This is a genomic window from Actinomadura sp. NPDC000929 (assembly GCF_040492065.1).
Lineage (GTDB): Bacteria > Actinomycetota > Actinomycetes > Streptosporangiales > Streptosporangiaceae > Spirillospora > Spirillospora verrucosospora.
The window spans coordinates 1-24,344 of record NZ_JBEUPA010000048.1; the positions used below are offsets into that span (position 1 = coordinate 1).

The following is a 24,344-nucleotide window of genomic DNA, read 5'->3' on the forward strand; positions in this document are numbered from 1 at the left end:
CCGCCGCGCTCGACCGGATGCGGGGGCTGCTCGGCGACGCGCTCGCGGCGGGCGCCGCCGGCGTCTCCACCGGCCTGGTCTACGCGCCCGCCTGCTACGCGCGCGAAGACGAGCTTGAGGCGCTCGGCCGCACGGCCGCCGCGCACGGCCGGCTGTTCGCCTGGCATGTGCGTGACTACGCCGACGGGCTGCTCGACTCCGTGCGGCAGGCGCTGCGGGTCGCGGCGGCCACCGGCTGCCGCACCCAGATCTCGCACCTGGTCGCGGTCGGGCGGCGCAACCACGGCTCCGTCGCGCGGGCGCTGGAGCTCATCGACGCCGCGCGGGCCGCAGGGCTGGACGTCGGCTTCGACATCTACCCCTACCTCGCCGGGAACGCGCCGCTGTCGCAGCTGCTGCCCGCGTGGGCGCAGGAGGGCGGCGAGCGGGCGATGCGGGCCCGGCTCGACGGCCGCGCCGTCCGCGCCCGCGTCCGGGACGGGTGGCGGGACATGCCGAACTCCTGGGACGACATCGCCGTCGGGGGGCGCCCCGTCACCGCCCTGGCCGCCGAGGCCGGGACGGAACCGCCGGACCTCGTGCTCGACCTCGTCGCCGAGCACGGCAACGCCGTCCAGATGGTGGCGGGAGGCCGCAGCGAACGCGACCTCGCCGACGCGCTCACCCATCCCGCCGGGGTCATCGGCTCCGACGGCCAGGCCCTCGACCCCGCCGGGCCGACCGGGCGCGGCACGCCGCATCCCCGCTCCTACGGCTGCTACCCGCGGCTGTTCGCCGCGTACGTCCGGCCGGGCCTGCTCGGGCTCGCCGAGGCCGTCCGCAGGTGCACGTCCGCGCCGGCCGAACGGGCGGGGCTCGCGGGGCGCGGCGTCCTGCGGCCGGGGGCGCACGGGGACATCGTCGTTTTCGACCCCGCGCGCATCGCCGATCGGGCTACGTTCGCAGCACCCCAGCGGTATCCGGACGGGATCCGCGCGGTCGTCGTCGGCGGCCGCGCCGTCGTCGAGGACGGCGCGCACGGCGGCGCGCGGCCCGGCGAGATCCTGCGCGTCCCCTGAACCGCGCATCCCCAGAACAGAGACGAGGCACCATGGACAGAGCCAGAGGGACGAGAGCCGCCGGCACGCGGCCCGCGGCCCGCCGCGCCAACGTGGACGACGACCGCCCGGCGGCGGCGAACTACCACGCCAACGCCCTGGCACGGGGCCTGGCGCTGCTCGAACGCCTCGCCGCGCAGGGCGGCGCCCTCACCCTGAACGACTTCTCGGCCGGCACCGGCCTGCCGAAGAGCACGCTCGTGCGGCTCCTCGGCGTGCTGGAGGAGATGGGCTACGTGGTCCGCGCCGACGAGCGGCCCGCCTACCGGCTCGGCCACAAGACCCTGACGCTGTCCACCGCGTACCTGACCGGGCTGGACCTGTCCCAGGTGGCGGGAGGCCACCTGGCGAAGGTCGCCGAGGCCACCGGCCAGACCGCGAACCTCGGCGTGCTGGACGGCCGGGAGGTGCTGCACGTGTGCGTCCGCGAGCCCGACCGGCCGATCCGGTTCCACACCATGCCGGGCACCCGCGACGCCGCCCACTGCACCGGGCTCGGCAAGATGCTGCTCGCCCGGCTCGACCCGTCCAAGGTCGCCGCGCACCTGCCGCCCGAGCCGTTCCCGGCCCGCACCGAGCACACCCTCACGACGGCGAGCGCCCTGGCCGAGGACCTGCGGGCCACGGCCGAGCGCGGCCACGCCCTCGACGACAACGAGGGCAGCGTCGGGCTCCGCTGCGTCGCCGTGCCCGTCGAGGTGGGCGGCGACTGCGTGGCCGCCCTCAGCGTGTCGGGGCCGTCCGCCGAGTTCGACGGCGACCGCCGCGCCGACTACCTGGAGGGCCTGCGGGCCGCGGCGGCGGACCTCGCGGCCGACGCCGACGTCGTCGCGGCCCTGGAGTACCTGCGCTCGTCCCTGCGCTCCGGCGCGCCCAGCACCCGGGAGGATGCTTGATCGACTTCCATACCCACTGCCAGCGGCCCGAGCACTGGGGCCACGAGTGGGAGCACCACTGGAGACCCGTCTACGGGCGGGGAGCCCACGAGTTCACTGCCGCCGACTACGACCGCGCCATGGCGGACGTGACCGCGGCGTGCGTGTTCGGCATCCGCGCCACGGCCGCCGGGGTCCTCACCCCGAACGAGTACACCGAGCGGTTCTGCGCGGAGACCGCCACGGACACGATCGGGTTCATGGCGCTCGACCCCACCGACCCCGACGTGCTCGACCAGCTCGCCGACGGCGTCGCGCGCGGGCTGCGCGGCATCAAGCTGTATCCGGTGCTGGCCCTGTTCGACCCGCGCGACACCGCCTACGACCCGTTCTACCGGGCCGCGGCCGACGCCGGGCTCGTCGTCCTGTGGCACATGGGCGCCACGCCGAGCCCGGCGGGCGACCTGTCGGTCAGCAACCCCCTGGTCGTGGACGACGTCGCGCGCCGCCACCCCGGCCTCGTCCAGATCATCGCGCACCTCGGGCACCCCTGGCAGCGCGAGACGATCGTGACCCTGCGCAAGAACCGCCGAGTCTTCTCCGACGTGTCGGCGTGCTGGGCCCGTCCCATGGACGGCTATCTGGCGCTGGCCCGCGCCCAGGAGTGGGACGTGGTCGACAGGCTCGTCTTCGGCTCCGACTTCCCGCTGTGGACGCCCGCCGAGGCCGTCGCGGGGCTGCGCGAGATGGCCGGGCAGCGCCCCTCCGGCTTCCCCGAGATCAAGAAGGAGACCGTCGAGTGGCTGCTGGACGGGGACCCGCGGCCCCGGATGGGACTGGCATGAACCCGGACCTCCCGCCCGGCGGGCTGCCCCTGGACGCCCTTCCGACACCCGCGCTGCTCGTCGACCGGGCCCGCATGGAGGCCAACCTGGCCGCCATGGCGAGCTCGATCGGGGCCGCCGGGATCGCGCTGCGGCCCCATTTCAAGACGTCGAAATGCCTCGCGGTCGCGCGCCGCCAGCTCGCCCACGGCGCGACAGGGTTCACCTGCGCCACGCCCGCCGAGGTCGGGCTCCTGCAGGACGCGGGCGTCGAGGACGTCCTGTGGGCGCACCAACCGGTGGGGCCCGCCAAGGTGGCCTTCGCCGTCCAGGCCCTGGCCCGGGGCGGGCTGACCATCGCGCTCGACTCGCAGGAGGCCGCCGGGCCGCTGTCGGACGCGGCCTCCTCCAGCGGGGTCACCGTCCCGTTCGTCCTGGAGGTCGACACGGGCCTGCACCGGGCGGGCGTCGATCCCGGCAAGGCCGTCGAGACCGCGGGCGCGCTCTCCGCGCTGCCCGCTCTGGAGATGCGGGGCGTCCTCACCCATGAGGGGCACCTCGCCGCGCACGGTCCCGACCGCCCGGGGCTGGAGGCGGCGGGCGACCTCGCCGGACGCACGCTGGCGCAGGTCGCCGAGGCGTTGCGCACCGCCGGGCACGAGTGCCCCCTGGTCTCGGTCGGCTCGACCCCCGGCGCCACGTCCGCGCCGTTCGCCGCGGGGGTCACCGAGGCGCGCCCCGGCACCTACGTCTACTACGACGCCAACCAGGTCGGCCTGGGCAGCGCCGGGATCGACCAGTGCGCGCAGACCGTGCTGACCCGCGTCACCAGCGCCCAGCGCCCCGGGACCGTCATCATCGACGCGGGGATCAAGGCGATGAGCTCCGACTCCGTCGCGACCGCCGGAACGCTGGGCGTCGTCTGCGACGCCGCGGGCGCCCCGCTGGACGGAGTGGAGTTCACCGGCGGCAACGAGGAGCACGGCTACCTCACCGGGCCGGGAACCGCCGGCCTGCGCGTGGGCGACCTGCTGCGCGTCGTCCCCAACCACGCCTGCGGCACGACCAACATGTGGAGCGCGCTGTACTTCGTGGACGGCGACCGCGCCGCCGAACGCCAGCCGATCCGGGCGCGCCATTAACGGAATTCGAACATTGACATGGAATGATATTCCGTGTTCTATCCGGGAGCCATGCGAATGCATCGAGGTATCTCCATCGCCATGGGCGCCCTGCTCGCGCTGGGGCTTCCGGGCGCCGTGGCGCACGCGAGCCCGTCCACCCCCTCGGCTCCGGACCGTCCCGACGTGATCGTCGCCCAGGCGGCGCCGGGCAAGAAGCTGCATTTCCCGAACATGGAGCGGCTCGGCGACGGGTCCCTCGTCGCGGTGGCGCGGGAGGGGGCCGGGCACACCGGGCAGGACGGCCGGCTGGTGATGCTCGACAGCCGGGACGGCGGCCGCACCTGGTCGCCGCCCGAGGCCGTCCACGACTCCCCGTACGACGACCGCGACCCGATGATCACCCAGCTCCGCTCGGGCAGGCTCCTGCTGAGCTGGTTCCAGATCGACTACTCGGTCGCGCCCCCCGAGCCGATGGGCGTGTTCGTCCGGCACAGCGACGACGGCGGGGCCAGCTGGTCCGAGCCCGCGGCGGTGCGGACCTCGATGAGCGGCGAGTCCGACATCGTCGACACCTACGAGCTGGGATGGGCGGCGAGCCACGGCCAGATCAAGGAGCTGCCCTCCGGCGAGCTGATCCTCCCCCTCTACGGCACGGTCCCCGACGACCGCTGGCAGCGCGCCACCGTCGTGCGCAGCCTGGACGGCGGCGCGTCCTGGCACGCGGGCACCGAGTCGCTGATCGCGTCCGCGCAGGGTACGCACTACCAGGAGCCCGTGCTCACCGTCCTGCGCGACGGGACCGTCCACGCCCTGCTGCGCATCGGCACGGGAGCCTCCACGATGGGCGCGGTCCATTCCCAGGAGTCCTGGTCGCGCGACGGCGGCCGCACCTGGACGCCCCCGGCCGAGATCGACCTGGTGACCTCCTCGGCCCACACCGAGGTCCTGCGGAACGGCGACGTCTTCCTCGCCTACGGCGACCTGTCGGGGCACTTCACCAACCGCCGAGGAACCGTCGGCGCCGTCCTGCGGCACCCCGACCGGCCGTGGACGGGTGCGCCGCGCGAGCTGGTGTACGACTCCGGGACCGGTGACCAGGCCAACCCCGCCGTCGCGGAGGTCTCTCCCGGCCGGGTCCTCGTGCTCGGCTTCGACTCCGACCGGAGCCAGCTGGTCGGTGACTTCGTCGATGTGGCGGGCATCCGGTCCGAGCCGGCGGACCCGCGCCGCGTGGACCTGGCCGCGCTGCACGCCGCGGGCCGGCTCGGGATCGACACCGACCTCGTGTACACGGCCCCGAGCCAGCCGAAGGTGGGGCGCACCGGGCCGATCGACGGCGTGGTCGGCTACTACGACGCCGCCTGGAAGGCCACGGCGGCCCCGGCCCAGTACACGATCACGTTCGACGAGCCGGCCCGGGTCGCCGAGGCCGGCATGGCGCTCAAGCCGGGCCACGCCGAAGCGGCGCAGATCAAGGTCCGGACCGCCTCGGACGGCGCGTGGCACGCGGTCGGCGACCTCGACTACCGCGTGCGCTGGGGAGACGACCTCACCTGGTTCCGCGTCGACGCCGGCGCCCCGGTCGACAGGATCCAGGTCGAGATCACCCGGTCCAGCGGCGCGGCCGTCCTGGCCGAGCTGGGCGTCCGCGCCCCCGCCGCTCCCTGACCCGCACGTCCCGACGGGACGAAGGCGGGGAGCCAGGTCGGCACGTCACCACCGGTGGCGTGCCGACGTCCGTCACAGCGATTCGATGAGGCGCAGGGACGCCTTGATCTCCTCGTCGGTGGGAGCGACGTCGACGGTCTGTCCGGAGAGGTGGCTCTCGTAGGCGCCGAGGTCCAGCAGTCCATGGCCGCTGAGTCCGACCAGGACGACCCGCTCCTCGCCCTCGTCGCGCGCCCGCACCGCCTCGTCGATCGCGGCGGCGACGGCGTGGGCCGACTCGGGGGCGGGAACGAGCCCTTCGGCCTTCGCGAACGCGGCGCCGCTCTCGAAGACGCGGGTCTGGGAGTAGGAGGTCGCCTCCACCATGCCGTTGTCGTACATGGCGCTGACGATCGGAGCGGCGCCGTGGTATCGCAGGCCCCCGGCGTGGATGTGGTAGGCCGTGAACGTGTGCCCCAGGGTGTACATCTTGACCGCGGGGGTCACACCGGAGTAGTCGGTGTAGTCCAGCATGTAGCTGCCCCTGGTCATCTTGGGGCACGCGTCGGGCTCCACCGCCAGGAACCGCGTCCCGCTGTTCTCCGCCAGCGCCGCCCGGTAGAAGGGGAAGGTCAGCCCGGCGAAATTGCTGCCCGCCCCCATCGCGCCGATCACGACGTCGGGGAACTCGCCGGCCAGCTCCATCTGCAGCAGGGCCTCCTCGCCGATGACCGTCTGGTGCATGAGGACGTGGTTCTCTCCGCTGCCGATCGAGAACCGCGCCTCCTTCCGGCCGTTGGCGTACTCGATCGCCTCGGCGTTGGCGATCCCGAGGGTGCCCGGCGAATCCGGGTCGGCGCGCAGGGCGGCCCTGCCCACCTCCGTCCTCGTGCTGGGGCTCGGGACGACCTCGGCGCCGTTCAACCGCATCAGCGTGCCCCGGTACGGCTTCTGCTCGTAGCTGGACCGCACCATGAACACGGTGCAGGCCATCCCGTACGGGTGGCAGGCCATCGCGAGCGCGGTGCCCCACTGGCCGGCGCCGGTCCCCGTCACCATCTCCCTGACGCCGGACCTGCCGTAGTAATAGGCCTGTGCCAGCGCGGTGTTTATCTTGTGGCTGCCGGACGGACTGGTGCCTTCGTACTTGAAATAGATGTGCGCCGGGGTGTCGAGGGCCTTCTCCAGCCTGGACGCCCGGAAAAGGGGTGTCGGGCGCCAGCGCTGGTACTCCGATCGAACGGGGCCGGGTATCTCGACGTAGCGCTCACGGCCGATGCTCTGGCGGTACATCGACAACGGCAGTTGCGGCTGCAGCGGCGCCGAACCGCCGTTCCTCGGCGGCGCCGGCCGTGCCGGGGGCACCTCGATCGGAAGGTCGGCGAGGATGTTGTACCAGTGCGTGGGAACGCGGTCACGGTCCAGTTCGAAAACATCGCGCATGTTACGCTTTTCCGCCCTCCGCGCCGATGATTCCGCTGATCATGTCGACAAGGCTTCCCACGTTCCTCAGTTCGGCGAGCATCACGTCCTCGTCGTCGATCTCGATGCCGAACTCTTTCTCGATCTCCACGAGGGTGTGCAGCAGGCTCAGGGAGTCCATGCCCACGACCGGCGAGTAGAGCGAGACCGTGTCGTCCAGGCGTTCGGGGGCGACGTCCAGATCGAGAACGCGGATCATGATGCTCTTGATCTGCGCCGACAGATCCGCGTTGCTGGCACGATCCATGGCATGCACCTCGTCTGCGGCGTCGGCCCGGGAATGGCGGGGGTGAGTCGGCAGGAGTGAGTCGGCAGGACGGGAATCGATACCCGCGGAGGGAGGGCGCCCGTTTCGGGGAACGGCGCATCGCTTACCGGCCACCTGGCCGTCCGAGCCCCGGTTCTTGCCGACGAACCGGTGGCAGGCCGTCCACGGCCGGAACGTTTTCCGCTTCGATTGGCTGACGGTCCGTACCGTACGACAGGCGTCCGGGGGGCGCAAGAGGCCGTACGGAGCTCTCCGCCGGCGGCCATTTGGCAGAAGTTGGGCTTCTCAAGATCGCTTCACGGATGCACAATGACAGCGATCGGTGCGGCGCGGCCGGGTTTCCCGTGGCCGCCTGGCGGACCGGAGGGGCGACGCTTGCGATTCCGCGCGGTGGTGGCGACCGTCCCGCCGCCGGCGATTCTCGATATGGCATGACATCCCGCTCGGGGGATTGGAGAGCCATGCGGTTCGAATGGGACGGCGACCAGGACGGGCTGTACCGCGTTTTCCGCGCGTTCGGCGAAGAGGCGCTGAGCAAGGACGTGACCGAGCGGGACAGGATCGGGCTGTTCAGCCGCGACGATTGGTCGCGGTGCGCCGAGCAGGGTGTGCTCGGCCTGATCCTGCCGTCCGAATACGGGGGATCCGGGTGCGGTCCCGTCGACTATGCGCACGCGATGGAGGGTCTCGGGCACGGCTGCCTCGACAACGGCCTCATGATGGCGATCGGCGCCCACGTCCTGGCCGTCGAGGTGCCGGTCTGGAAGTTCGGCGACGAGGAGCAGCGGCGCGCGTACCTGCCCGGGCTCGCCGCCGGCCGGCTCGTCGGGGCCAACGCGATGACCGAGCCGGGAAGCGGGTCGGACGCGCTGTCGCTCGCCACCACGGCCGAGCGCGACGGCGACTCCTACGTCCTGACCGGACGCAAGCGCTATGTGACGAACGCGCCCGTCGCCGACGTGTTCGTCGTCTACGCGACCGTCGACCCGGAGCTCGGATTCACCGGAGTCACCGCCTTCCTGGTCGAGCGCGGCGATCCCGGCGTCTCGGTGCACGAGCAGGCCGAGAAGATGGGTCTTCGCACCGCCCGCTGGGGCGAGGTCGAGCTGGACGGGTGCCGCGTTCCCGCCTCCCGGCGACTCGGTGCCGAAAGGCAGGGATCCGCCGTGTTCGCGCAGACGATGGCGTGGGAACGGGCGCTTCTGCTGGCGCCGTGGCTCGGCGTCATGGGGCGGGAGATCGAGGAGTGCACGCGCTTCTGCCGGCGGCGCCGCCAGTTCGGCAGGCACATCGGGCGCTACCAGTCGGTCTCCAACAGGATCGTCGACATGCGGATCCGCTGGGAGATCTCCCGCATGCTCCTGCACCGCGCCGCGGCGGAACTCGACGGCGCGGAGGCGAGCATCTTCCCCGAGGTCGGCAAGCTGTACGTGAGCGAAGCGGCGGCGGAGATCTTCACCAGCGCGATGCAGGTGTACGGGGCGCTCGGCTATTCCTCCGACGGGCGCGCCGAGCGCAATCTCCGGGACGCCCTCGGCATGACGATCTCCTCGGGCACCTCGGACATGCAGCGAGTGATCATCTCCGGGAAGCTCGGCCTCGCCTGGCCGGAATCCGAGGGAGGCGGGGAGGGAAGGTGAACGGTCTGAGCGACTGCCTGCGCCACTGGGCCGGAACGCGTCCGGAGGCCCCGGCGGTCGAGTTCCGAGGCGAGGCGCTGACCTACGGCGAACTGGACCGGCGCAGTTCGGCCCTCGCCCGCACGCTGGCCGAAGGCGGCGTCGTCCCCGGTGACAGGGTCGTCCTGTGGCTGCACAAGTCGATCGAGGCGGTCATCGCCGTCTACGGGGTGCTGAAGGCCGGCGCGGCCTACGTGCCCGTCGACCCGAGCGCGCCCTTCAAACGGGCCGGCCACATCATCGCCCACTGCGAGGCCGCCTGCGTGATCGCCCAGGAAGACCGGGTCGAATGGCTGCGGAAGAACTCCTCCTGCCGGATCGTGTCCACCGGTCCGGCCGCGGACGCGTCCGTCACCGGCTGGGAGGAGGCGCTCGCCGCCGCTCCGGCGGAGGGCGAAGCCGGACCCGACCTCGACCTCCACAGTCCGGCCTTCATCCTCCATACATCGGGATCGAAGGGCGTCCCCAAGGGCGTCGTGCTCTCCCACGGCAATGCCGGCGCGTTCGTGGAATGGGCGGTCGACGCATTCGGTCTGGGCCCCGCCGACCGGGTCTCCAGCCACGCGCCCTTTCACTTCGACCTGTCCGTGCTCGACCTGTTCGCGACGTGCAGGGCGGGCGGCTGCGTGGTGCTCGTCCCGGAGAGCCAGGTCGGGCTCGGGGGCGCCCTCAACAAGTTCGTCGCCGAGCAGCGCATCACCGTCTGGTACTCGGTTCCCGGAGCGCTGACCCGCATGCTGGCCGCGAAGAACAGCGGACTGCTGGCCGGGTCGCGGCTGCGGGTCGTCCTGTTCGCCGGTGAGACGTTCCCGATCGCCCGGCTCCGGCACCTGCACTCGCTCGTCCCGGAGGTCGGTTTCTACAACCTCTACGGCCCGACGGAGACCAACGTCTGCGTCTTCCACCGCGTCCGCGAGCCGGACGTCGCGGAGCACCGCCGGCAGCCCGTGCCGATCGGCCGCGCCTGCCCGTACGCGGCGACGTTCATCGTCGACGGGGCCGGGCGTCCGGTGGAGCACGAGCCGGGCGCGTCCGGGGAGCTGTGCGTCGCCGGAGACTCGGTGATGCTCGGCTACTGGCGCGACGACGACCTCACGGCGGAGAGGACCCTGTCGATCGCCCAGGCCGGCCTGGAGACGGTGCGCGCGTACCGGACCGGAGACCTGGTCCGGCTCGACGACGAGCTGAACTACGTCTTCTGCGGACGTGAGGACGACATGGTGAAGATACGGGGCCACCGCGTCGAGATCGGCGAGATCGAGGCGGTCCTGTCGGCCGCGGACAACGTCCGGGAGGCCGCGTGCGTGGCGGTCGACGACGGCACCGGGGAACGGGTCGTCGAGGCGTACGTGGTCCCCGAGACGCACCCGCTCGACGTCTCGGCCGTGCGCCGGCACTGCCTGGCCGAGATCCCGCGCTACATGGTCCCGGAGCGGTTCCACGTCAGGACCGCGTTCCCGGTCACCGGCACCGGGAAGATCGACAGGAAGCGGCTGGGAGAGACCCGGGCGGATCCGCGATGAAAGTCCTGACCGAGACGTGGCGGAGCGCGTCGATCGGCCGGGAGAAGTCGGTGAACGTCCTCCTGCCGTCCCGGTACTCGTCGACCGGCCGCGCGTTTCCGGTGCTGTACCTCCTGCACGGCTTCGGCGGCAACCGGAACACATGGCTCCAGTGCGGCGACCTCTCGACCGTCGTGGATTCGGCCGGGCTGGTCGTGGTCCTCCCCGAATCCGGACGCTCGTGGTTCATCAACGACGCCCGGGGGCGGCGCTACGAGGACTACCTCGTGCACGAGGTCGTCGGCCATGTCGATGACGCCTTCAACACCGTGGCGTCCCGGGACGGGCGAGGCGTCGGCGGGTTCTCCATGGGCGGGGCCGCCGCCCTCTACCAGGCGTTGCGGCACGGTGAGGTGTTCTCGGTGGTGTGCAGCAACGCGGGCGCCTTCGAGGCCCCCCTGCGGGAAGGCGACCCCTACGACCACCTGCGGGACGGGCAGAGGCTGGCCATGCCGACCACGAGGGACCACGAGCGCGTCTGGGGGCCGGTCGGCAGCGAGGTCCGGCGCGAGTACGACCCGTACCGCGCGCTCCGGGACCGGGACGCGAAGCACCCGATCGAAGTGCATCTCGACGTCGGCCTGGACGACTATCCCCGCATGATCGGCATGAACCGGAGAATGCGCGCGGCCCTCGCGGCCGGCTCCGTTCCCCACCGCTACCGGGAACGGCCCGGCGGGCACGACTGGGAGTTCGTCAACGCCGGCCTTCCCGACCTCTTCGCGTTCGCGCGGAGCCGCCTCCTTTCCGCCTGACCCGCGCACCCAAGAGGACAACGGAAGGAGCGCACATGTGCGGCATAACCGGATGGGCCGACTGGACGCGGGACCTCTCCGCGCAGGGCCCCGTCGTGACCGCCATGACGCGGACCCAGGCGCCGCGCGGCCCCGACGACGAGGGGACGTGGCTGTCCCGCCACGCCGCACTGGGCCACCGGCGGCTCGCCGTCATCGACATCGAGGGCGGGCGGCAGCCCATGCGGCGGGACGGGCGCGACGGCGAGCCGGTCGTCATCACGTTCAGCGGCGAGATCTACAACTTCCACGAGCTCCGTGCGGAGCTGCGCTCCGCCGGCTGGTCGTTCAGCACCCGGTCGGACACCGAAGTGCTGCTGACGGCCTATCTCCAATGGGGCGCGGATCTCGTCACGCGCCTCAACGGAATGTACGCCTTCGCCATCTGGGACGAACACGCGCGACGGCTGCTTCTGGTGAGGGACCGGCTCGGCATAAAACCGCTCTACTACGCCCGGCTGGGCGACGGGATCATCTTCGGGTCGGAGCCCAAGGCGCTGCTGGCCCATCCCGAGATGAAGGCCGAGGTGGATCTGGAGGGCCTCGCCGAGCTGACGGCCGTCCCGCGCGCGAGGACGCCCGGCCACGCCGTCTACCGCGGGATGCGGGAGCTCAAGCCGGGGTGCCTGGTCGTCGCCGACGCCTCCGGATGCCGCGAGAGCCGGTACTGGCGGCTGGAGGCCCGCCCCCACACCGAGGACTTCCGCGCGACGACGGACGAGGTCCGCTCCCTGCTCACCGACATCGTCAGGCGCCAGATCGTGGCGGACGTGCCGGTCGGCACGCTGCTGTCCGGAGGGATCGACTCCAGCGCGATCACGGCCCTGGCGGCGCGGGAGTTCGCGGGGGAGCTGACCAGCTACTCGGTGAGCGTCCCGGCGCCGGCGCGCCCGGGCAGCGACCTGTGGCGGCCCAGCCCGGACGAGCCGTACGCGCGCCTGGTCGCCGAACGGCTCGGCCTCAAGCACTCCGTGGTCCAGGTCGGCACCGGCGCTCTCGTCGAGGGGCTCGACCGCGGGCTGCGGGCGCGCGACCTCCCCGGCTGGGGCGATCTCGACATCTCGATGTACCACCTGTTCAGCGGGGTCCGGGAAGACTGCACGGTCGCGCTGTCGGGGGAGTCGGCCGACGAGATGTTCGGCGGCTACGCCTGGCAGGTCGACGACCGGTACGTCCGGCACACCTCGTTCCCCTGGATGTACGCGCGGCGCCAGCCGCAGTTCCTGCTCCGCGAGGAGGTGAGGCGCGCGATCCGGCCGGAGGACTACGAGGCCGACCGCTACCGGGAGGCGCTGGCGGAGGTCCCGCACGTGGACGGGGAGGACCGCACCGGACGCAGGCAGCGGGAGGTCTTCCACCTCGGCCTGACCCGCTGGCTGGGCGCGCTGCTGGACCGCAAGGACCGGATGAGCATGGCCGTCGGCCTCGAGGTGCGGGTCCCCTTCGCCGACCACCGGCTCGCCGAGTACCTGTTCAACGTGCCCGCGGACATGAAGGCCGACGGGGGGACGGAGAAGGCGCTGCTGCGCCGGGCGTGCGCGGACCTGCTCCCGGAGGAGATCGTGAACAGGCCCAAGAGCGCCTACCCGGCCAGCCGGGACCCCGGCTACGTCGAGACGCTGAAGAACCTGGTCATCGAGATGATCGACGAGCCGGGCGCGCCGCTGTTCGACCTCATGGACCGGGCGAGGGTCCGCCGGGCGGTCACCTCCGAACTGGACGCGCTGCCCGGCCCGATCACCGCCCGGACCTCGGCGATCGGCCTGTCCTACCTGCTCGAACTGAACCGGTGGCTCACCCGGGTCCGCGTCGTGGCGTGACCCGGCGCGGCCGTCACCCCCGCGTCCCCTCCGGCCGCGCGTAGCGCCGGCGCAGCTCCTCCTTCCGGATCTTCCCCGTCGCGGTCGTGGGAAGGACCTCCAGGAGTTCGAGCCGCCGCGGCCAGTACGCCTTGGTCATCCCGGCCTCGTCCAGGGAGCTCTGCAACTCCTCCAGGGTGACCGGGGAGGCCGCGGAGACCGGCGTCACCACCGCGCAGATCGTCTCGTCCTCGTGCTCGTCGGGGATGCCGATGACCGCGACGTCGCGCACGCCCGGATGCCGTCCGATGATCGACTCCAGGTCGGTGACCGGCGCGATGTTCGCATTGCGCAGGATCATGTCCTTGGCCCGGCCGGTGATCCGGATGCCGCCCCGGCCGTCCGGCCGGGCCAGGTCTCCGGTGTTGAACCATCCGTCCTCGTCGAGGTCGGCGGCGTACAGCTCGTCCCGCCGGTAGTAGCCGAGGCACTGCGTCGGCCCCCGCACCCACAGCACGCCCTCGCCCCCGGTCCGGTCCGACACGGGGTCGATCCGCAGCTCCATGTCGGAGATGGGGCTCCCGTCGCTGTGGGCGGCCCAGTCCTCCGGATCGTCCGGGCGGGTGATCGTCACCGGGCCGTTCTCGGTCATGCCCCACAGCGAGTGCAACCGCAGCCCGAAGACGCTCGCGGTCTCGGCGATGAAGTACGGGGGGATCGGCGCCGAGCCGCTGACCAGCCACGCCAGTGCGGGCAGCGCGCGCGGCGCGGACCGCTGCTCCTTGATCAGGCTCAGCAGGTAGAAGGGGGCGCAGTAGAAGAACGTGACCCCGTGCCGGGCCATGAGGTCGAGAGCGTCGCCGGGGTCCTTGGCGTCCTGGAACGCCATGGTGCCGCCCAGCGTCAGCGGCATCAGCATGCCCTGCACGACACCGGTGTAATGCGTGTAGAGCGCGGTGGTGTACATGACGAGCGTCTCGTCGAGGCCGAAGGTCTCCGCCTCGCCGCGAACGGCGGCGTACAAGGTGTTCTGGCTGTGCAGGACCCCTTTGGGATCGCTCGTCGTGCCCGAGGTGAACAGGACCAGGTACGGGTCGTCGGGCCCGAGCTCCCGCTCGTCGAGCAGGTGGCCGTGCCGCTCCTCCCAGGCGGTCCCGAAGAAGAACGACTCGAAGTCCTCGGTGCCGTCCGGTCCCTGCCCGTCCGCGACGAACACGCGCTCCAGGGACGGCAGCTCCGCGGCCAGCTCGGCGCCGAGCTCGCCCAGCCGGTCGCCGTTGTCCTCCTCCATGGTGACGAGGACCCGCGCCTCGGTGACGCGCAGCATGACGTCGAGCTCGCGGCGCCGGTAGGTCTTCATGAGGGGGCAGTACACGACCCCGGCCCGGATGCAGCCGAGCGTGATCGCGGCGAGTTCCCACCGGTCGGTGAGCTGGGCCGCGAACACGTCCCCGGGCCGCAGGCCGAGCTCGACCAGAGCGCCGGCGCACCGGTCGGCGGCGGCGGCGAGCCGCGCGTAGTCGAGCCGGTGCGTCCGCCCGTCGGACTGGCGCCTGGTGACGACCGCCGCCTTCTCCGGCCTTTCGCGCACGTGCCGCCGGAGGTCGTCGAGAAAGGTCTCGTCCCGCCACCAGCCGCGGTCACGGTAGCTCGCAGAGGTCGGGGTCATGCCTGCACCACCATCACATCTTCGGGAAGGGTGGACGGTCCGCGCGGAATTGGAGATCAACATAACCCGGATTCCCGCCCGGTCACCACCCTTGGAACCGCGCCCGAATTCCGGTCAGGCGCGGTCGCGGACCAGCGAGTACCGGTGCTCGACGGACCCGTCGGGGAAGGTGCGGGAGCCGGTGAGCTGGAGGGGGGCGGCGCCGCTCTTCTCCATGGTGAGCCGGAGGCCGTCGCCGAGGAGGATGGGCATGACGACCACGCCGAGTTCGTCCAGCGCGTCGATGTCGCGGAACGCCTGGATGGTCTGCCGGCCGCCGACCAGGTGGACGTCGCCGGTGAAGTCCGCCTCCCGCATGAGACGGAGCAGTTCGGCCGGGTCCGAGGCGGACACGACGCCGTCGGGGGTCCCCTCCGGGAGGGGACCGCCGGTGAGCACGAAGACCCGGAGGTTCGGCCACGGCCAGTGCGACGACCCCACCGCGGGCGCGAAGGTGTTGCGGCCCATGACCACCGCGCCGCAGTCGGCGATGAACTCCGGATGGCCGTGCGAGACGCCGGACTCGAAGTCCGGTGCGGTGAGGATGGTGGGCAGCCCGTCCGGTGAGGCGATGAAACCGTCGACGCTGACGGCCATGTGTGTGCGGATGCGCATGGGGGATCCCTTTCGGTCTGGTGTCCCTCCAGAATCTCGGGCACGGGAGGCGAGCACATTGGGCTGATGCCCAAGACGGACCGTCATCGCCTCTTTAGATTTCGGGCGCGGGCTATTCTGTGGCGATGGCGAGCCGTTTGGTGAGCCCGGTGCTGGTGGGCAGAGGGCCGGAGCGTGCGGCACTTCTGGCCGCGTACGGCGAGGCCCGGCACGCGGCGACCGTGGTGCTCGTCGGCGGCGAGGCCGGCATGGGCAAGACCAGGCTGGTGCGGGACTTCACGTCCGGGCTGGGGTCCTCCGCGCGAACGGTGGTGGGCGGCTGCACCGATCTGGGCATGGACGGGCCGCCGTTCGGCCCCTTCGTGACGGCCCTGCGCCGGCTGGTGCGGGCGATGGGCGTCCCCGCGGCGACGAGGCTGCTCCCGGGCGGCGGCAGGCGGGGGCTGGCCCGGCTGCTGCCGGAGCTGGGCGAGGACGACGGTGACCCGGACCGCGCCCTCGGCCGTGCCCGGCTCTTCGAGGAGATCCTCCTGCTGCTGGAGGGCGGCGCGGCCGACCGGCCGCTGGTCGTGGTCCTGGAGGATCTGCACTGGGCCGACCGCTCGACCGGCGAGCTCCTGGCCTTCCTCGCGCAGAACGTCGGCGGACCGGGCCTGCTGCTCGTCGGGACGTACCGGCCCGACGAGATCACCGCCGCGCATCCGCTGCGGCCGCTGGTCTCGCGCGTGGAGGGCGTCCACCGGATCGCACTGGCGGGGCTGACCCGTGACGCGGTGGCGCAGCAGGTCGGCGCGCTGCTCGACCACGAACCCGACGAGCCGCGGGTGGACCGGATCTTCCGCCGCAGCGGCGGGAACCCGCTGTTCGTCGAGGCGCTGGTGGACGCCGGCGACGCCCCGGTCCGGTCGTTGCGGGAACTGCTGCGGACGGACGTCGAGCGCCTGCCCGAGCCGAGCCGGCGGGTCGTGCACGCGGCCGCGGTGGCGGCCGGGCCCGTGGAGCACACCCTGCTGGCCGCGCTCACCGGGATGGGCGACCTGGAGTTCGAGGACGCGCTCCGGCCGCTCGTGCGCCGCAGGCTCCTGGACGTGGTCGAGGGCGGGTACGCCTTCCGCCGCGACCTGATCCGCGAGGCGGTCTACGACGGGCTGCTGCCCGGCGAGCGCGTGCGGCTCCACCGGCGCTGCGCCGAGGCGATCAGCGCCGACCCGCGGCTGGTCCCCGCCGATCGCGCCCTGATCGAGATCGCCGTGCACTGGTACGCGGCCGGCGAGGACGCCCGCGCCGCCGAGGCCGCCTGGCGGGCCGCCGAGTCGGCCCGCAGGGCGTACGCGTACGCGGAGCGCCACCGCATGCTCGACCGCGTCCTGCGGCTGTGGGACCGGTTGCCGGACCTGCCGGACCGGATCGGCGCCGACCGGGCCGCGGTCCTGGAGATGGCCGCCGAGGCCTGCCTGAACGCGGGCGAGCTGGAGGCCGGGATCGCCGTGGCGACCGCCGCGCTGGACGAGTCGCCCGGCCCCGAGCGCGCCGCCGCGCTGCTGGAGATCCGGGCGGCGCTGCGCGACCGCAACGGCGAGGATCCGCTGCCCGACCTGGGGAGGGCCGTCCGGTCGCTGCCGCCGGCCCCGCTCTCGGCGGTGCGCGGCCGGCTGCTGGCCGAGCTGGCCACCGCCCAGCGCAACCACCGCCGGTTCGCGCCGGCCCGGGCGGCGGCCGAGGAGGCGCTGGAGATCGGGCGGCGGACCCGTGACCGCGCCGTCCAGGCGAGGGCGCTCGTCACGCTCGGCGCGCTGGCCGCGGCCGGGGCGGACCCGGCGACCGCGAGCGATCTGTTCGGCCAGGCCGGCGCGGCCGCCGCCGACGCCGGGGCGCACGACACCCGGCTCCTGGTGGCGGCCACCGAGTCGGACGCCCTGGAGGCCGCCGGCGAGCATGCCCGGGCGGCGCGGGTCGCGCGCGAGGGGATGGCCCTCGCGGACGGCCTCGGGCTGGCCCGTACCCGCGGCACGCTCCTGGCGCCGAACCTGTCGGAGTCGCTGCTCTCGCTCGGTCGCTGGGCCGAGGCGAGCGAGGTCAACCGGAACGCCCTGAGCCTGGCGCCGCCGCCGCTCTACCAGGCGTACCTGCGGATGATCCAGGCGACCGTCGACCTCAGGCGCGGAGACCTGGACCGGGCCGGGGCGGCGGCCGGGCAGGCCAGGGCCGCCATGCGCGGCAACAGCCGCGGAGAGGAGTCGTGCCTGGAACCCGATCTGCTGGACTGCCGGCTGGCCCGCGTCAGGCAGGACGCCGGAGCGCTGACCGCGGTCGTCGGCCACGTCCTCGACGACCACGACCTGCTGGCCAGCCCCCGGTACGGCTGGCCCCTGCTGCTCGCCGCCGCGCAGGGCCTGAACGACCACCGGCGGGCCGGGGGCTCGATGGAGCGGCTGATCACCTGGGCCGGGAAGCTCACGGTCGGCGGCCGGCTCCAGCGGGCGTACCAGGTGACGTTCGAGGCCGAGGCGGGCGAGCCCGGCCTCGGCGCATGGCACCGGGCGATTGCGGCGTGGCGCGACCTGGAGCAGCCGTACGCCCTGGCCGAGACCCTGGTGCGCGCCGCACGCGCGGCCCTGTCGGCCCAGGACAGGAAGCAGGCCGCCGTCCTACTGGCCGAAGCGACGTCGATCGCGACCGGCCTGGGGGCGGCTCCTCTGCGCGCCGAGGCCGAGAAGCTGGCCAGGCGGTCCCGGCTGACCTCCGGCGCGGCCGCCCCGCCCGCCCGGCGGGAGGCCCCGGCCGGGCTCACCGGCCGCGAGCTCGAAGTACTGGAGCTCGTGGCCGCCGGGCTGAGCAACCGCCAGATCGGCGAGCGGCTGTTCATCTCCGCCAAGACCGCCGGCGTCCATGTGTCGAACATCCTGGCCAAGCTGGGTGTCACGACCCGTCTCGAAGCCGCCGCATGGGCCCACCGAACCCGCCTTTTCGACGCGAGGTGACCGCCGGCGGGAGTGATGTTCGGGGTTTTCCTGGACCGCGCGGCACCATCCGGCCACTGGAAAGAGTGGTTTCCACGATGTAGTGCGGCGACTACTCAGCGCACTCTGCGGTGAGCCGAGTCTCACAGCCGTCCACCAGAGCGGCGGCCGGGAAGACCGTGGAGGAACCTCGATGGCGAGTGAAGGCATATTCCGGTTCATGACCGTGCGCCCGGCGCGCAGGCAGGCGACCCTGGCCGGGATGCCGGTCATGGTCGAGACGTCCGACCTCTACCGGCGGCTGGCCGAGGCCGCGGCGGAGGGCGCCGACCGGGAGAGGCTCCGCGAGATGGCGAGCGGTCCCGCCCGGCCGGACGCGGCCGCGCGCACCGCCGGGCTGGACCTCGCCCCCCTGCGGGCCTGGTTCTACGCGAACGAGAAGAGCACGCTGGGCGAGGCCGACCTGGACGGCTGCGTCTCGCGGGCCTACGGGCGGTCCCTGGCCGAGCTGGTCGACGCGCCGGAGTTCGCCGCGGCCCGGGCCGAGCTGAGCGACCGGCTGCTGGCGGCGGCGCTCCGCGGCGACGTCGAGGGGACCGCCGAGCGGGATCTGCTCGACGCCAAGCTTCTCTCGCTGGCCGCCTCGGCCGGGGCGGCCGGGCAGGAGCGATCACTCGGCGACGTCATGAGCACGCCGGCGACGCTGCCCTCGTTCCTGGGGCGACTCGCGCCGGCTCCGCCGTCCGCGCCGGTGCCGCCCGTCCCGGCTGAGCGCGACGACGGGGAGAGGGCCTGGCTGGACGACCTGGGCCGCGCGCACCGCGAGCTGCTCAGGCTGGTCCACGACGGCAGGCACCTGGTGTTCTCGTCGGTGACCGCCGCGGCGGCCCCGGGCGCCGCCGCCGAAGCCCCGGAGGCGGCGAGCGCCGAGCCGATGCTCTCCGCCGACGCCGTGGCGGGGCTCAGCGAGGAGACGCGGGGAGTGCTGGACCGGCTGGGGCTGCTCGCCGGCGACCTGCGGCCGTTCCGGGCGATCCCCGCGGTCGAGGCCGAGCTGCACCACGCCGCCGGGCAGGCCGCGGCGGACGTCCGGCCGACCGGGACCCTGGCCTTCGACGGGGGCGAGATCGACCTGGACCGGTTCCACCGGGCCATGAGCGCCCGGGGCGAGGGGCTCGCCGCCGGGCCGCCGCCGCCCGCGCCGCAGCACTCCGCCGCCGGGGTGGCCGACCTGCTGGTGGTGCGGCAGAAGATCAAGGCCTACGAGCTGGGGGAGTTCGCCCACGTCGAGAACATCATGGCGGGGGAGACGCGGGAGCGTTCGACCCGCCGGCTCACCCAGGTGGAGGTGACCACGGAGGACGAGACGGAGACCGAGACCGAGAAGGAGCGGGACCTGCAGTCCACCGAGCGGGACGAGCTGCAGAACGAGGCGGAGAAGCACGTCAAGAGCCAGCTCGACATCGAGGCCGGGCTCCAGGTGAGCGGGAGCTACGGCCCGGCCGCGTCGTTCTCCTCCAGCGTCAAGGCCGGAAGCTCGACGTCCACCGAGGAGTCCCAGCGCAAGGCGTCCTCGTTCTCGCAGGAGGTCACGCAGCGCACGGCGGAGAAGGTGCGCGAGCGCGTCCGCAGCCTCGTCCGGCGGCGGACGCTGGAGGAGTTCGAGGAGACCAACCGGCACGCGTTCAGCAACAGCTTCGCCAAGCACGTCCGCGGCATCTACCGGTGGCTGAACAAGGTCTACGACGCGCAGGTCTTCAACTACGGCCAGCGGTTCATGTTCGACTTCGTGGTGCCCGAGCCGGCGGCGTACTACCTCTACGGCCTGGTGGAGAACCCGCCGCAGGACAGCGAGCTGGTGAAGCCGCAGGCGCCGGCCATGCCCGACGGGCAGCCCCTGCGGCCGTCCTACCTGACCCGCGGCAACTACACCGAGTTCGTCGCCCGCTACCGCGTCGTCAACGCGCCCGCTCCGCCGCCGTCGACCCGCACGGTCACGTTCTCCGACAAGCAGGACGGCACCACCACGACCAACTTCGGCCGCGCCGGGAAGATCGACATACCGGAGGGGTACGCCGCCAAGAGCGTGACCGTGCAGGCGACCCATCTGTTCGAGGCCGGCAGCGTGCACAACTTCCACATCGTGATCGGCGGCCAGCTGTACATCTACACCGACATCTTCGGCGCCAAGAGCGGGACGGCCTCCGGGGAGAAGGAGCTCTCCGTCTCGATCGCCGTGACGGCCCTGTGCTGGTCGGTCGGCGTGGACGTGGAGTGCGTCGTCACCGCGGAGGCGGAGGCCCGGTGGCAGCAGTCGGTCTACGACGCCGTCATCGCCGCCTACCAGCAGCAGCTCGCGGAGTACAACGAGAGGGCCGCGCAGCGGGAGCTCCAGCGCAGCACCAACCAGCAGTTCGGCCGCAACCCGCTGGTCAACCGGCGGGTGGAGCGCGACGAGCTGAAGAAGTGGGTCATCATGATGCTGGCCAAGAAGCCCGACCTGAACCTCGACTCCTTCCAGCCGCCGGTGCCCAAGACCCCGCCCGAGCCGGTTCTCGACCTCGACAAGGCCAACGCCAACGGCAAGTACATCCGGTTCCTGGAGAACGCCTTCGAGTGGCAGAACATGCTCTACGTCTGCTACCCCCACATGTGGGGCCGGCGGGCCCGGTGGATCTCCGCGCTGAACATCACCGACCCGGACGCCGACTTCGCCGCCTTCCTGCGCGCCGGCGCGGCGCGCGTGCAGGTGCCGGTGCGGCCCGGCTTCGAGAGCGCCGTCGCCTACTTCGTGTACACCGGCAACATCTGGGACGGCAACGACGTCCCGCGGATCGACGACGAGCTGTACGTGCCGATCATCGATGAGATCACCACCAACCTCGGCAAGCTCGACAACGGCGTGCCGTACCCGGCGAACTCCAAGCCCTGGGAGGTGGTCATCCCCACCGACCTGGTGCTGGTCCAGGACGTCTCGGACGTGCCCCCGCTGCGGGACGCGCTGAAGCCCTCCGCCCCGGTGGCGCTGGCGGACGGGGAGACCGGCCGGGGCGAGGGGGCCGCGGACGCTCCCGCCGGGTCCGGCGCCGGGCACGAGGCCGCGAGCGGTCGATGACCGCCTACCGGCTGCACGCCGACTTCGACCGCGACGGCAGGCTCTCCGCGCGGCCGGGCGAATGGGCGCGGCGGCAGGCGCCGCCGGGGGCCCTGGTCCGCGCCAACCTGGACGACGACGCCCGGCGGCTGCCTACAACGGTCACCCGCGGCGACCCCGTCCGGCTGGACCGCGAGCTGCCGGTGAAGACGGCCGGGGACGACGAACCGGCCGGGCTGCTCGTGGAGGAGGTCACCGCGGCCCCCGGCCCGCTGTTCGTCGTGCTGCGGGTCGCGGACGCCGCGCGATGCGCGGTGGTCGACGCCACCGGCAGGCGGCTCGCCGGGGCCGCCGGGGCGGGGAACCGGGTCCGTTTCCGGCTGCCGGTCGCGCCGTTTCCCCGCAGGCTGGCGCTGGAGGCGGTGGACCTTCCGGCCGCTCCGCCGGCCGCCGCGGCGCTCAGCGGACCGGCTCCGGGGCTCCCGGACGGCCGAGTCACGGTGTGGCTGGAGCGCGACGACCCGGCCGGCACCGTCGTCGAGGACGAGGTGCTGTTCACCGTGTCCCCGCTCGTCCTCATCGGGAACGCGGGCGCGCTGGAACGGCTCTACATGTGCCAGGTCACCGCGGACGACCCGGCCAGGCCCCTGGACGACAACGGTCCCGCCGTCGCGGAGGTGCAGGCGGCGCTCCAGCCGCTCGGCGTGCCGCTGACCCTCGTCCCGATGGAGGTGCACGGCGGCGACAGCTGGATCCAGGACCAGTACCAGCTCGGCTTCACCGAGACCCCGGACGGGCCGACGCGCGTGCTCCTCCACACGCCGCGCACCCGTTCGGACGCCGCGCAGGGGGTCGTCGCGCCCAACCTGAGCTCGATGGTGACCGCCCACTTCCCGAGCCGGGACCTCGGGATCTGCCAGTCGTTCTGGGACCGGGAGCTGACCATCGCCTCCCCGGACGGCACGACCGGGCGGCTCGGCTTCATCGGCAGCGACCGCGCCCTGGTGATCATGATCCGGGTCAAGATGCTGCGCCGGCAGCTGTTCGAGTCCATCGCGCGGATCGGCACCGACGTCGAGCTGAACACGACCGTGGCGGTGTTCGGCGACGCGACCGTCGAGTTCTTCCGCGCCCGCAACGAGCTGCCCGCGCTGGCCGGCCGGCTGAAGCAGGTCGCCAGGGCGGCGGCCGAACGTCCGGACTCGCCCTTCTACAAGCAGCACGACAAGCTCGGCCGGCTCGTCCAGAACGCCGAGAAGCAGGTCGAGGACGTCCGGCGGGAGATCCCGGTCCCGCAGGGCGCGCCCCAACTCCGGCTGCGGCTGCCGGCCGTGGGGAAGCTGCCTCAGCAGGACTTCCTGATGTCCGAGGCGGAGGTGGGCCGCCTGGAGAAGCGCCTCCAGCAGTGGCACTCCAGCCACAACTTCGGCGGCAACATCGAGGTGGGGCCGCCGCATGCCAAGGCCCCGGCGGGCGTGGTGGTCGTCGGCAACCAGACCACGCCGCAGCCGGACGGCTCCACCGCGACCGACATGGACCCCGAGCTCCTGGCCTTCCTGCGCGGGCAGGCGCAGGGCCGCCAGCGGGTGCTGGAGGTCGACACCAGCTGGCTCGACGTCGGCCACGTGGACGAGGTGCTGGCGTTCGTCCCCGACCTGCGCGACCCGCAGAGCCCGAAGGGCGCCGTGCTGCGCTCCTCGCCGCTCGTCGCGCTGAAGCTCGTCGAGGCCGCACGGCAGGAGTTCATGGCGGGCCTCTCGCCGGGCGAGCTGACCCGGTACAAGAACTGGATCCCCACCCGCACCGGGCGGCTCACCTACGAGGGCGCGAACCCGGTCACCCATCTGCTCCGCGGCATGCAGTGGCTGCACCAGCACGAGAGGGGGCAGCTTCTGCCGATCGAGCCGCCGGAGATCTACCTGTCGATGGCGAAGCGGTACCGGGACTTCGCCGGCCCGATCCCGAACTCCCCGCTCCCGCTGCCCGACTCGCCCTGGCAGCCGACCACCCCTCCGCTGCCGGCCGGCATCTCGATCTTCGAGCTGGACTTCTTCCGCGACGGGACGAACGAGGACCTGGAGGACCCCGAGCCGGCCGCTCAGCGGACGGGGCCGGACGGCGCGTCCGTCCCGGCGAAGGGGCAGCTGACCGAGACCGAGGAGAAGCTCACCACCGAGTACGGCGCGCTCCCCATCCTCAAGCTCCCGGTCGTCTTCGACGACCGGTCGGCGCTCGCCGAGCAGACCGCCGCCTTCACCCCGAACCTGGCGAACCTCCAGGTCGCCGCCCCCTGGCTGCTGGTCCCGCGGCCGCACGGGCCGCGGATGGACGTCGAGGCGGCCGCCCGGGTGCTGCGCGCCGTGGCCGAGCAGGTCGGGGACGTGAAGGCGGCGCGCTTCACGCCGCAGTGGCTGCGCGCCCGCGGGCTCGACCGCACGGTCTACTGGGCGCGGCCCGGCTCGATACCGGGCGACCTCGCCGGGGACGACGCGCAGAAGCTGACCTCCGCCTTCCGCGACGGCTGGCCCAAGGAGGCCGACCGCGGGGAGATCCGGCAGCAGATCGTCCGGGCCAACCCCGGCGCGTTCGACTCGCGCGGCTTCCTCAGAGGGAGCGCCTGGCGGAAGCTGCAGATCCCCGAGCGGAAGGTCGACCTCTTCGAGGCCTGGACCGAGGCCGTCGCCGACCGGATCGGCTACCGGGTGACCTGGGTGGAGGCGTGGTACTACCACGTGCGCCTAGGCTCCATCCACTGCGGGACCAACGTGCTGCGCACCGCCCCAACCGGCCTGCGATGGTGGCGCTGAGGCCCGCCG

General features: G+C 72.9%; 16 protein-coding genes. 12 read left to right on the plus strand and 4 right to left on the minus strand.

The window, feature by feature from the left end:
- From ABWI04_RS18835 to ABWI04_RS18855, 5 genes are all read left to right on the plus strand, one after another.
- Window positions 1-1,058 (plus strand): N-acyl-D-amino-acid deacylase family protein (locus tag ABWI04_RS18835; RefSeq protein ID WP_353833229.1); only part of this gene is annotated, 1,058 nt, incomplete at its 5' end.
- 32 nt (window positions 1,059-1,090) lie between these two features.
- Window positions 1,091-1,993 carry an IclR family transcriptional regulator gene (locus ABWI04_RS18840; protein ID WP_345181449.1) on the plus strand — a complete coding sequence of 301 codons (903 nt, stop codon included), beginning with the start codon at window positions 1,091-1,093 and terminating at the stop codon, window positions 1,991-1,993.
- A complete protein-coding gene (locus ABWI04_RS18845) occupies window positions 1,990-2,817 on the plus strand; it encodes an amidohydrolase family protein (RefSeq protein WP_353833230.1) in 828 nt (275 codons plus the stop codon). Before ABWI04_RS18840 ends, ABWI04_RS18845 begins: the two co-directional genes overlap by 4 nt.
- Entirely contained in the window at window positions 2,814-3,938 is a 1,125-nt protein-coding gene (locus ABWI04_RS18850; RefSeq protein ID WP_353833231.1) for an alanine racemase, read from the plus strand. The genes ABWI04_RS18845 and ABWI04_RS18850 overlap by 4 nt, the downstream gene beginning before the upstream one ends.
- A gap of 57 nt (window positions 3,939-3,995) precedes the next feature.
- Complete coding sequence (locus ABWI04_RS18855; protein ID WP_353833232.1) at window positions 3,996-5,588, plus strand: sialidase family protein; 1,593 nt, start codon at window positions 3,996-3,998, stop codon at window positions 5,586-5,588.
- A gap of 72 nt (window positions 5,589-5,660) precedes the next feature.
- Here the strand turns inward: ABWI04_RS18855 and ABWI04_RS18860 are convergent, their stop codons facing one another.
- Together ABWI04_RS18860 and ABWI04_RS18865 are read right to left on the minus strand one after the other, a co-directional pair.
- The gene (locus ABWI04_RS18860) at window positions 5,661-7,010 is read right to left on the minus strand and encodes a TrpB-like pyridoxal phosphate-dependent enzyme (protein ID WP_353833233.1); all 1,350 of its coding nucleotides are present in this window, start codon (window positions 7,008-7,010) and stop codon (window positions 5,661-5,663) included.
- A 1-nt stretch (window position 7,011) separates the two neighbouring features.
- A complete protein-coding gene (locus ABWI04_RS18865) occupies window positions 7,012-7,296 on the minus strand; it encodes an acyl carrier protein (RefSeq protein WP_353833234.1) in 285 nt (94 codons plus the stop codon).
- 482 nt (window positions 7,297-7,778) lie between these two features.
- Here ABWI04_RS18865 and ABWI04_RS18870 point away from each other — a divergent pair, with 482 nt between their 5' ends.
- From ABWI04_RS18870 to asnB, 4 genes are read left to right on the plus strand one after another with little or no spacing between them, the layout of a single operon-like run.
- Window positions 7,779-8,957, plus strand: a complete 1,179-nt coding sequence (locus ABWI04_RS18870) for an acyl-CoA dehydrogenase family protein (protein WP_345181433.1) — start codon at window positions 7,779-7,781, stop codon at window positions 8,955-8,957.
- Window positions 8,954-10,519 (plus strand): amino acid adenylation domain-containing protein, encoded by a 1,566-nt coding sequence (locus ABWI04_RS18875; protein ID WP_353833235.1) that lies wholly within the window; start codon window positions 8,954-8,956, stop codon window positions 10,517-10,519. Before ABWI04_RS18870 ends, ABWI04_RS18875 begins: the two co-directional genes overlap by 4 nt.
- Complete coding sequence (locus ABWI04_RS18880; protein ID WP_345181430.1) at window positions 10,516-11,313, plus strand: alpha/beta hydrolase; 798 nt, start codon at window positions 10,516-10,518, stop codon at window positions 11,311-11,313. The genes ABWI04_RS18875 and ABWI04_RS18880 overlap by 4 nt, the downstream gene beginning before the upstream one ends.
- A gap of 35 nt (window positions 11,314-11,348) precedes the next feature.
- Entirely contained in the window at window positions 11,349-13,172 is a 1,824-nt protein-coding gene (asnB, locus tag ABWI04_RS18885; RefSeq protein ID WP_353833236.1) for an asparagine synthase (glutamine-hydrolyzing), read from the plus strand.
- A 13-nt stretch (window positions 13,173-13,185) separates the two neighbouring features.
- Here asnB and ABWI04_RS18890 read toward each other — a convergent pair whose 3' ends face one another.
- Together ABWI04_RS18890 and ABWI04_RS18895 are read right to left on the minus strand one after the other, a co-directional pair.
- Entirely contained in the window at window positions 13,186-14,820 is a 1,635-nt protein-coding gene (locus tag ABWI04_RS18890) for an AMP-binding protein (RefSeq protein ID WP_345181425.1), read from the minus strand.
- Window positions 14,821-14,934: 114 nt separating this feature from the next.
- Window positions 14,935-15,474: a dihydrofolate reductase family protein gene (locus ABWI04_RS18895; protein ID WP_345181422.1), complete on the minus strand. Its 540-nt coding sequence runs from the start codon at window positions 15,472-15,474 to the stop codon at window positions 14,935-14,937.
- 125 nt (window positions 15,475-15,599) lie between these two features.
- On the opposite strand from ABWI04_RS18895, the gene ABWI04_RS18900 reads away from it, so the two are divergent.
- The 3 genes from ABWI04_RS18900 to ABWI04_RS18910 all read left to right on the plus strand — a co-directional run bounded on the left by ABWI04_RS18900 (window position 15,600) and on the right by ABWI04_RS18910 (window position 24,335).
- The gene (locus tag ABWI04_RS18900) at window positions 15,600-18,455 is read left to right on the plus strand and encodes an ATP-binding protein (protein WP_353833237.1); all 2,856 of its coding nucleotides are present in this window, start codon (window positions 15,600-15,602) and stop codon (window positions 18,453-18,455) included.
- 199 nt (window positions 18,456-18,654) lie between these two features.
- Window positions 18,655-21,549: a hypothetical protein gene (locus ABWI04_RS18905; RefSeq protein WP_353833238.1), complete on the plus strand. Its 2,895-nt coding sequence runs from the start codon at window positions 18,655-18,657 to the stop codon at window positions 21,547-21,549.
- The gene (locus ABWI04_RS18910) at window positions 21,546-24,335 is read left to right on the plus strand and encodes a protein-arginine deiminase family protein (protein ID WP_353833239.1); all 2,790 of its coding nucleotides are present in this window, start codon (window positions 21,546-21,548) and stop codon (window positions 24,333-24,335) included. The genes ABWI04_RS18905 and ABWI04_RS18910 overlap by 4 nt, the downstream gene beginning before the upstream one ends.
- The last annotated feature ends 9 nt before the right edge of the window (window positions 24,336-24,344 follow it).

Excerpts from the sequence above, each read along its gene's own strand:
- asnB (WP_353833236.1), top strand. The coding sequence starts at position 11,349 with ATGTGCGGCATAACCGGATGGGCCGACTGGACGCGGGACCTCTCCGCG.
- ABWI04_RS18910 (WP_353833239.1), top strand. The coding sequence starts at position 21,546 with ATGACCGCCTACCGGCTGCACGCCGACTTCGACCGCGACGGCAGGCTC.
- ABWI04_RS18850 (WP_353833231.1), top strand. The coding sequence starts at position 2,814 with ATGAACCCGGACCTCCCGCCCGGCGGGCTGCCCCTGGACGCCCTTCCG.
- ABWI04_RS18865 (WP_353833234.1), bottom strand. The coding sequence starts at position 7,296 with ATGGATCGTGCCAGCAACGCGGATCTGTCGGCGCAGATCAAGAGCATC.
- ABWI04_RS18880 (WP_345181430.1), top strand. The coding sequence starts at position 10,516 with ATGAAAGTCCTGACCGAGACGTGGCGGAGCGCGTCGATCGGCCGGGAG.
- ABWI04_RS18855 (WP_353833232.1), top strand. The coding sequence starts at position 3,996 with ATGCATCGAGGTATCTCCATCGCCATGGGCGCCCTGCTCGCGCTGGGG.
- ABWI04_RS18905 (WP_353833238.1), top strand. The coding sequence starts at position 18,655 with ATGACCGTGCGCCCGGCGCGCAGGCAGGCGACCCTGGCCGGGATGCCG.
- ABWI04_RS18895 (WP_345181422.1), bottom strand. The coding sequence starts at position 15,474 with ATGCGCATCCGCACACACATGGCCGTCAGCGTCGACGGTTTCATCGCC.
- ABWI04_RS18900 (WP_353833237.1), top strand. The coding sequence starts at position 15,600 with ATGGCGAGCCGTTTGGTGAGCCCGGTGCTGGTGGGCAGAGGGCCGGAG.
- ABWI04_RS18860 (WP_353833233.1), bottom strand. The coding sequence starts at position 7,010 with ATGCGCGATGTTTTCGAACTGGACCGTGACCGCGTTCCCACGCACTGG.
- ABWI04_RS18870 (WP_345181433.1), top strand. The coding sequence starts at position 7,779 with ATGCGGTTCGAATGGGACGGCGACCAGGACGGGCTGTACCGCGTTTTC.
- ABWI04_RS18840 (WP_345181449.1), top strand. The coding sequence starts at position 1,091 with ATGGACAGAGCCAGAGGGACGAGAGCCGCCGGCACGCGGCCCGCGGCC.
- ABWI04_RS18890 (WP_345181425.1), bottom strand. The coding sequence starts at position 14,820 with ATGACCCCGACCTCTGCGAGCTACCGTGACCGCGGCTGGTGGCGGGAC.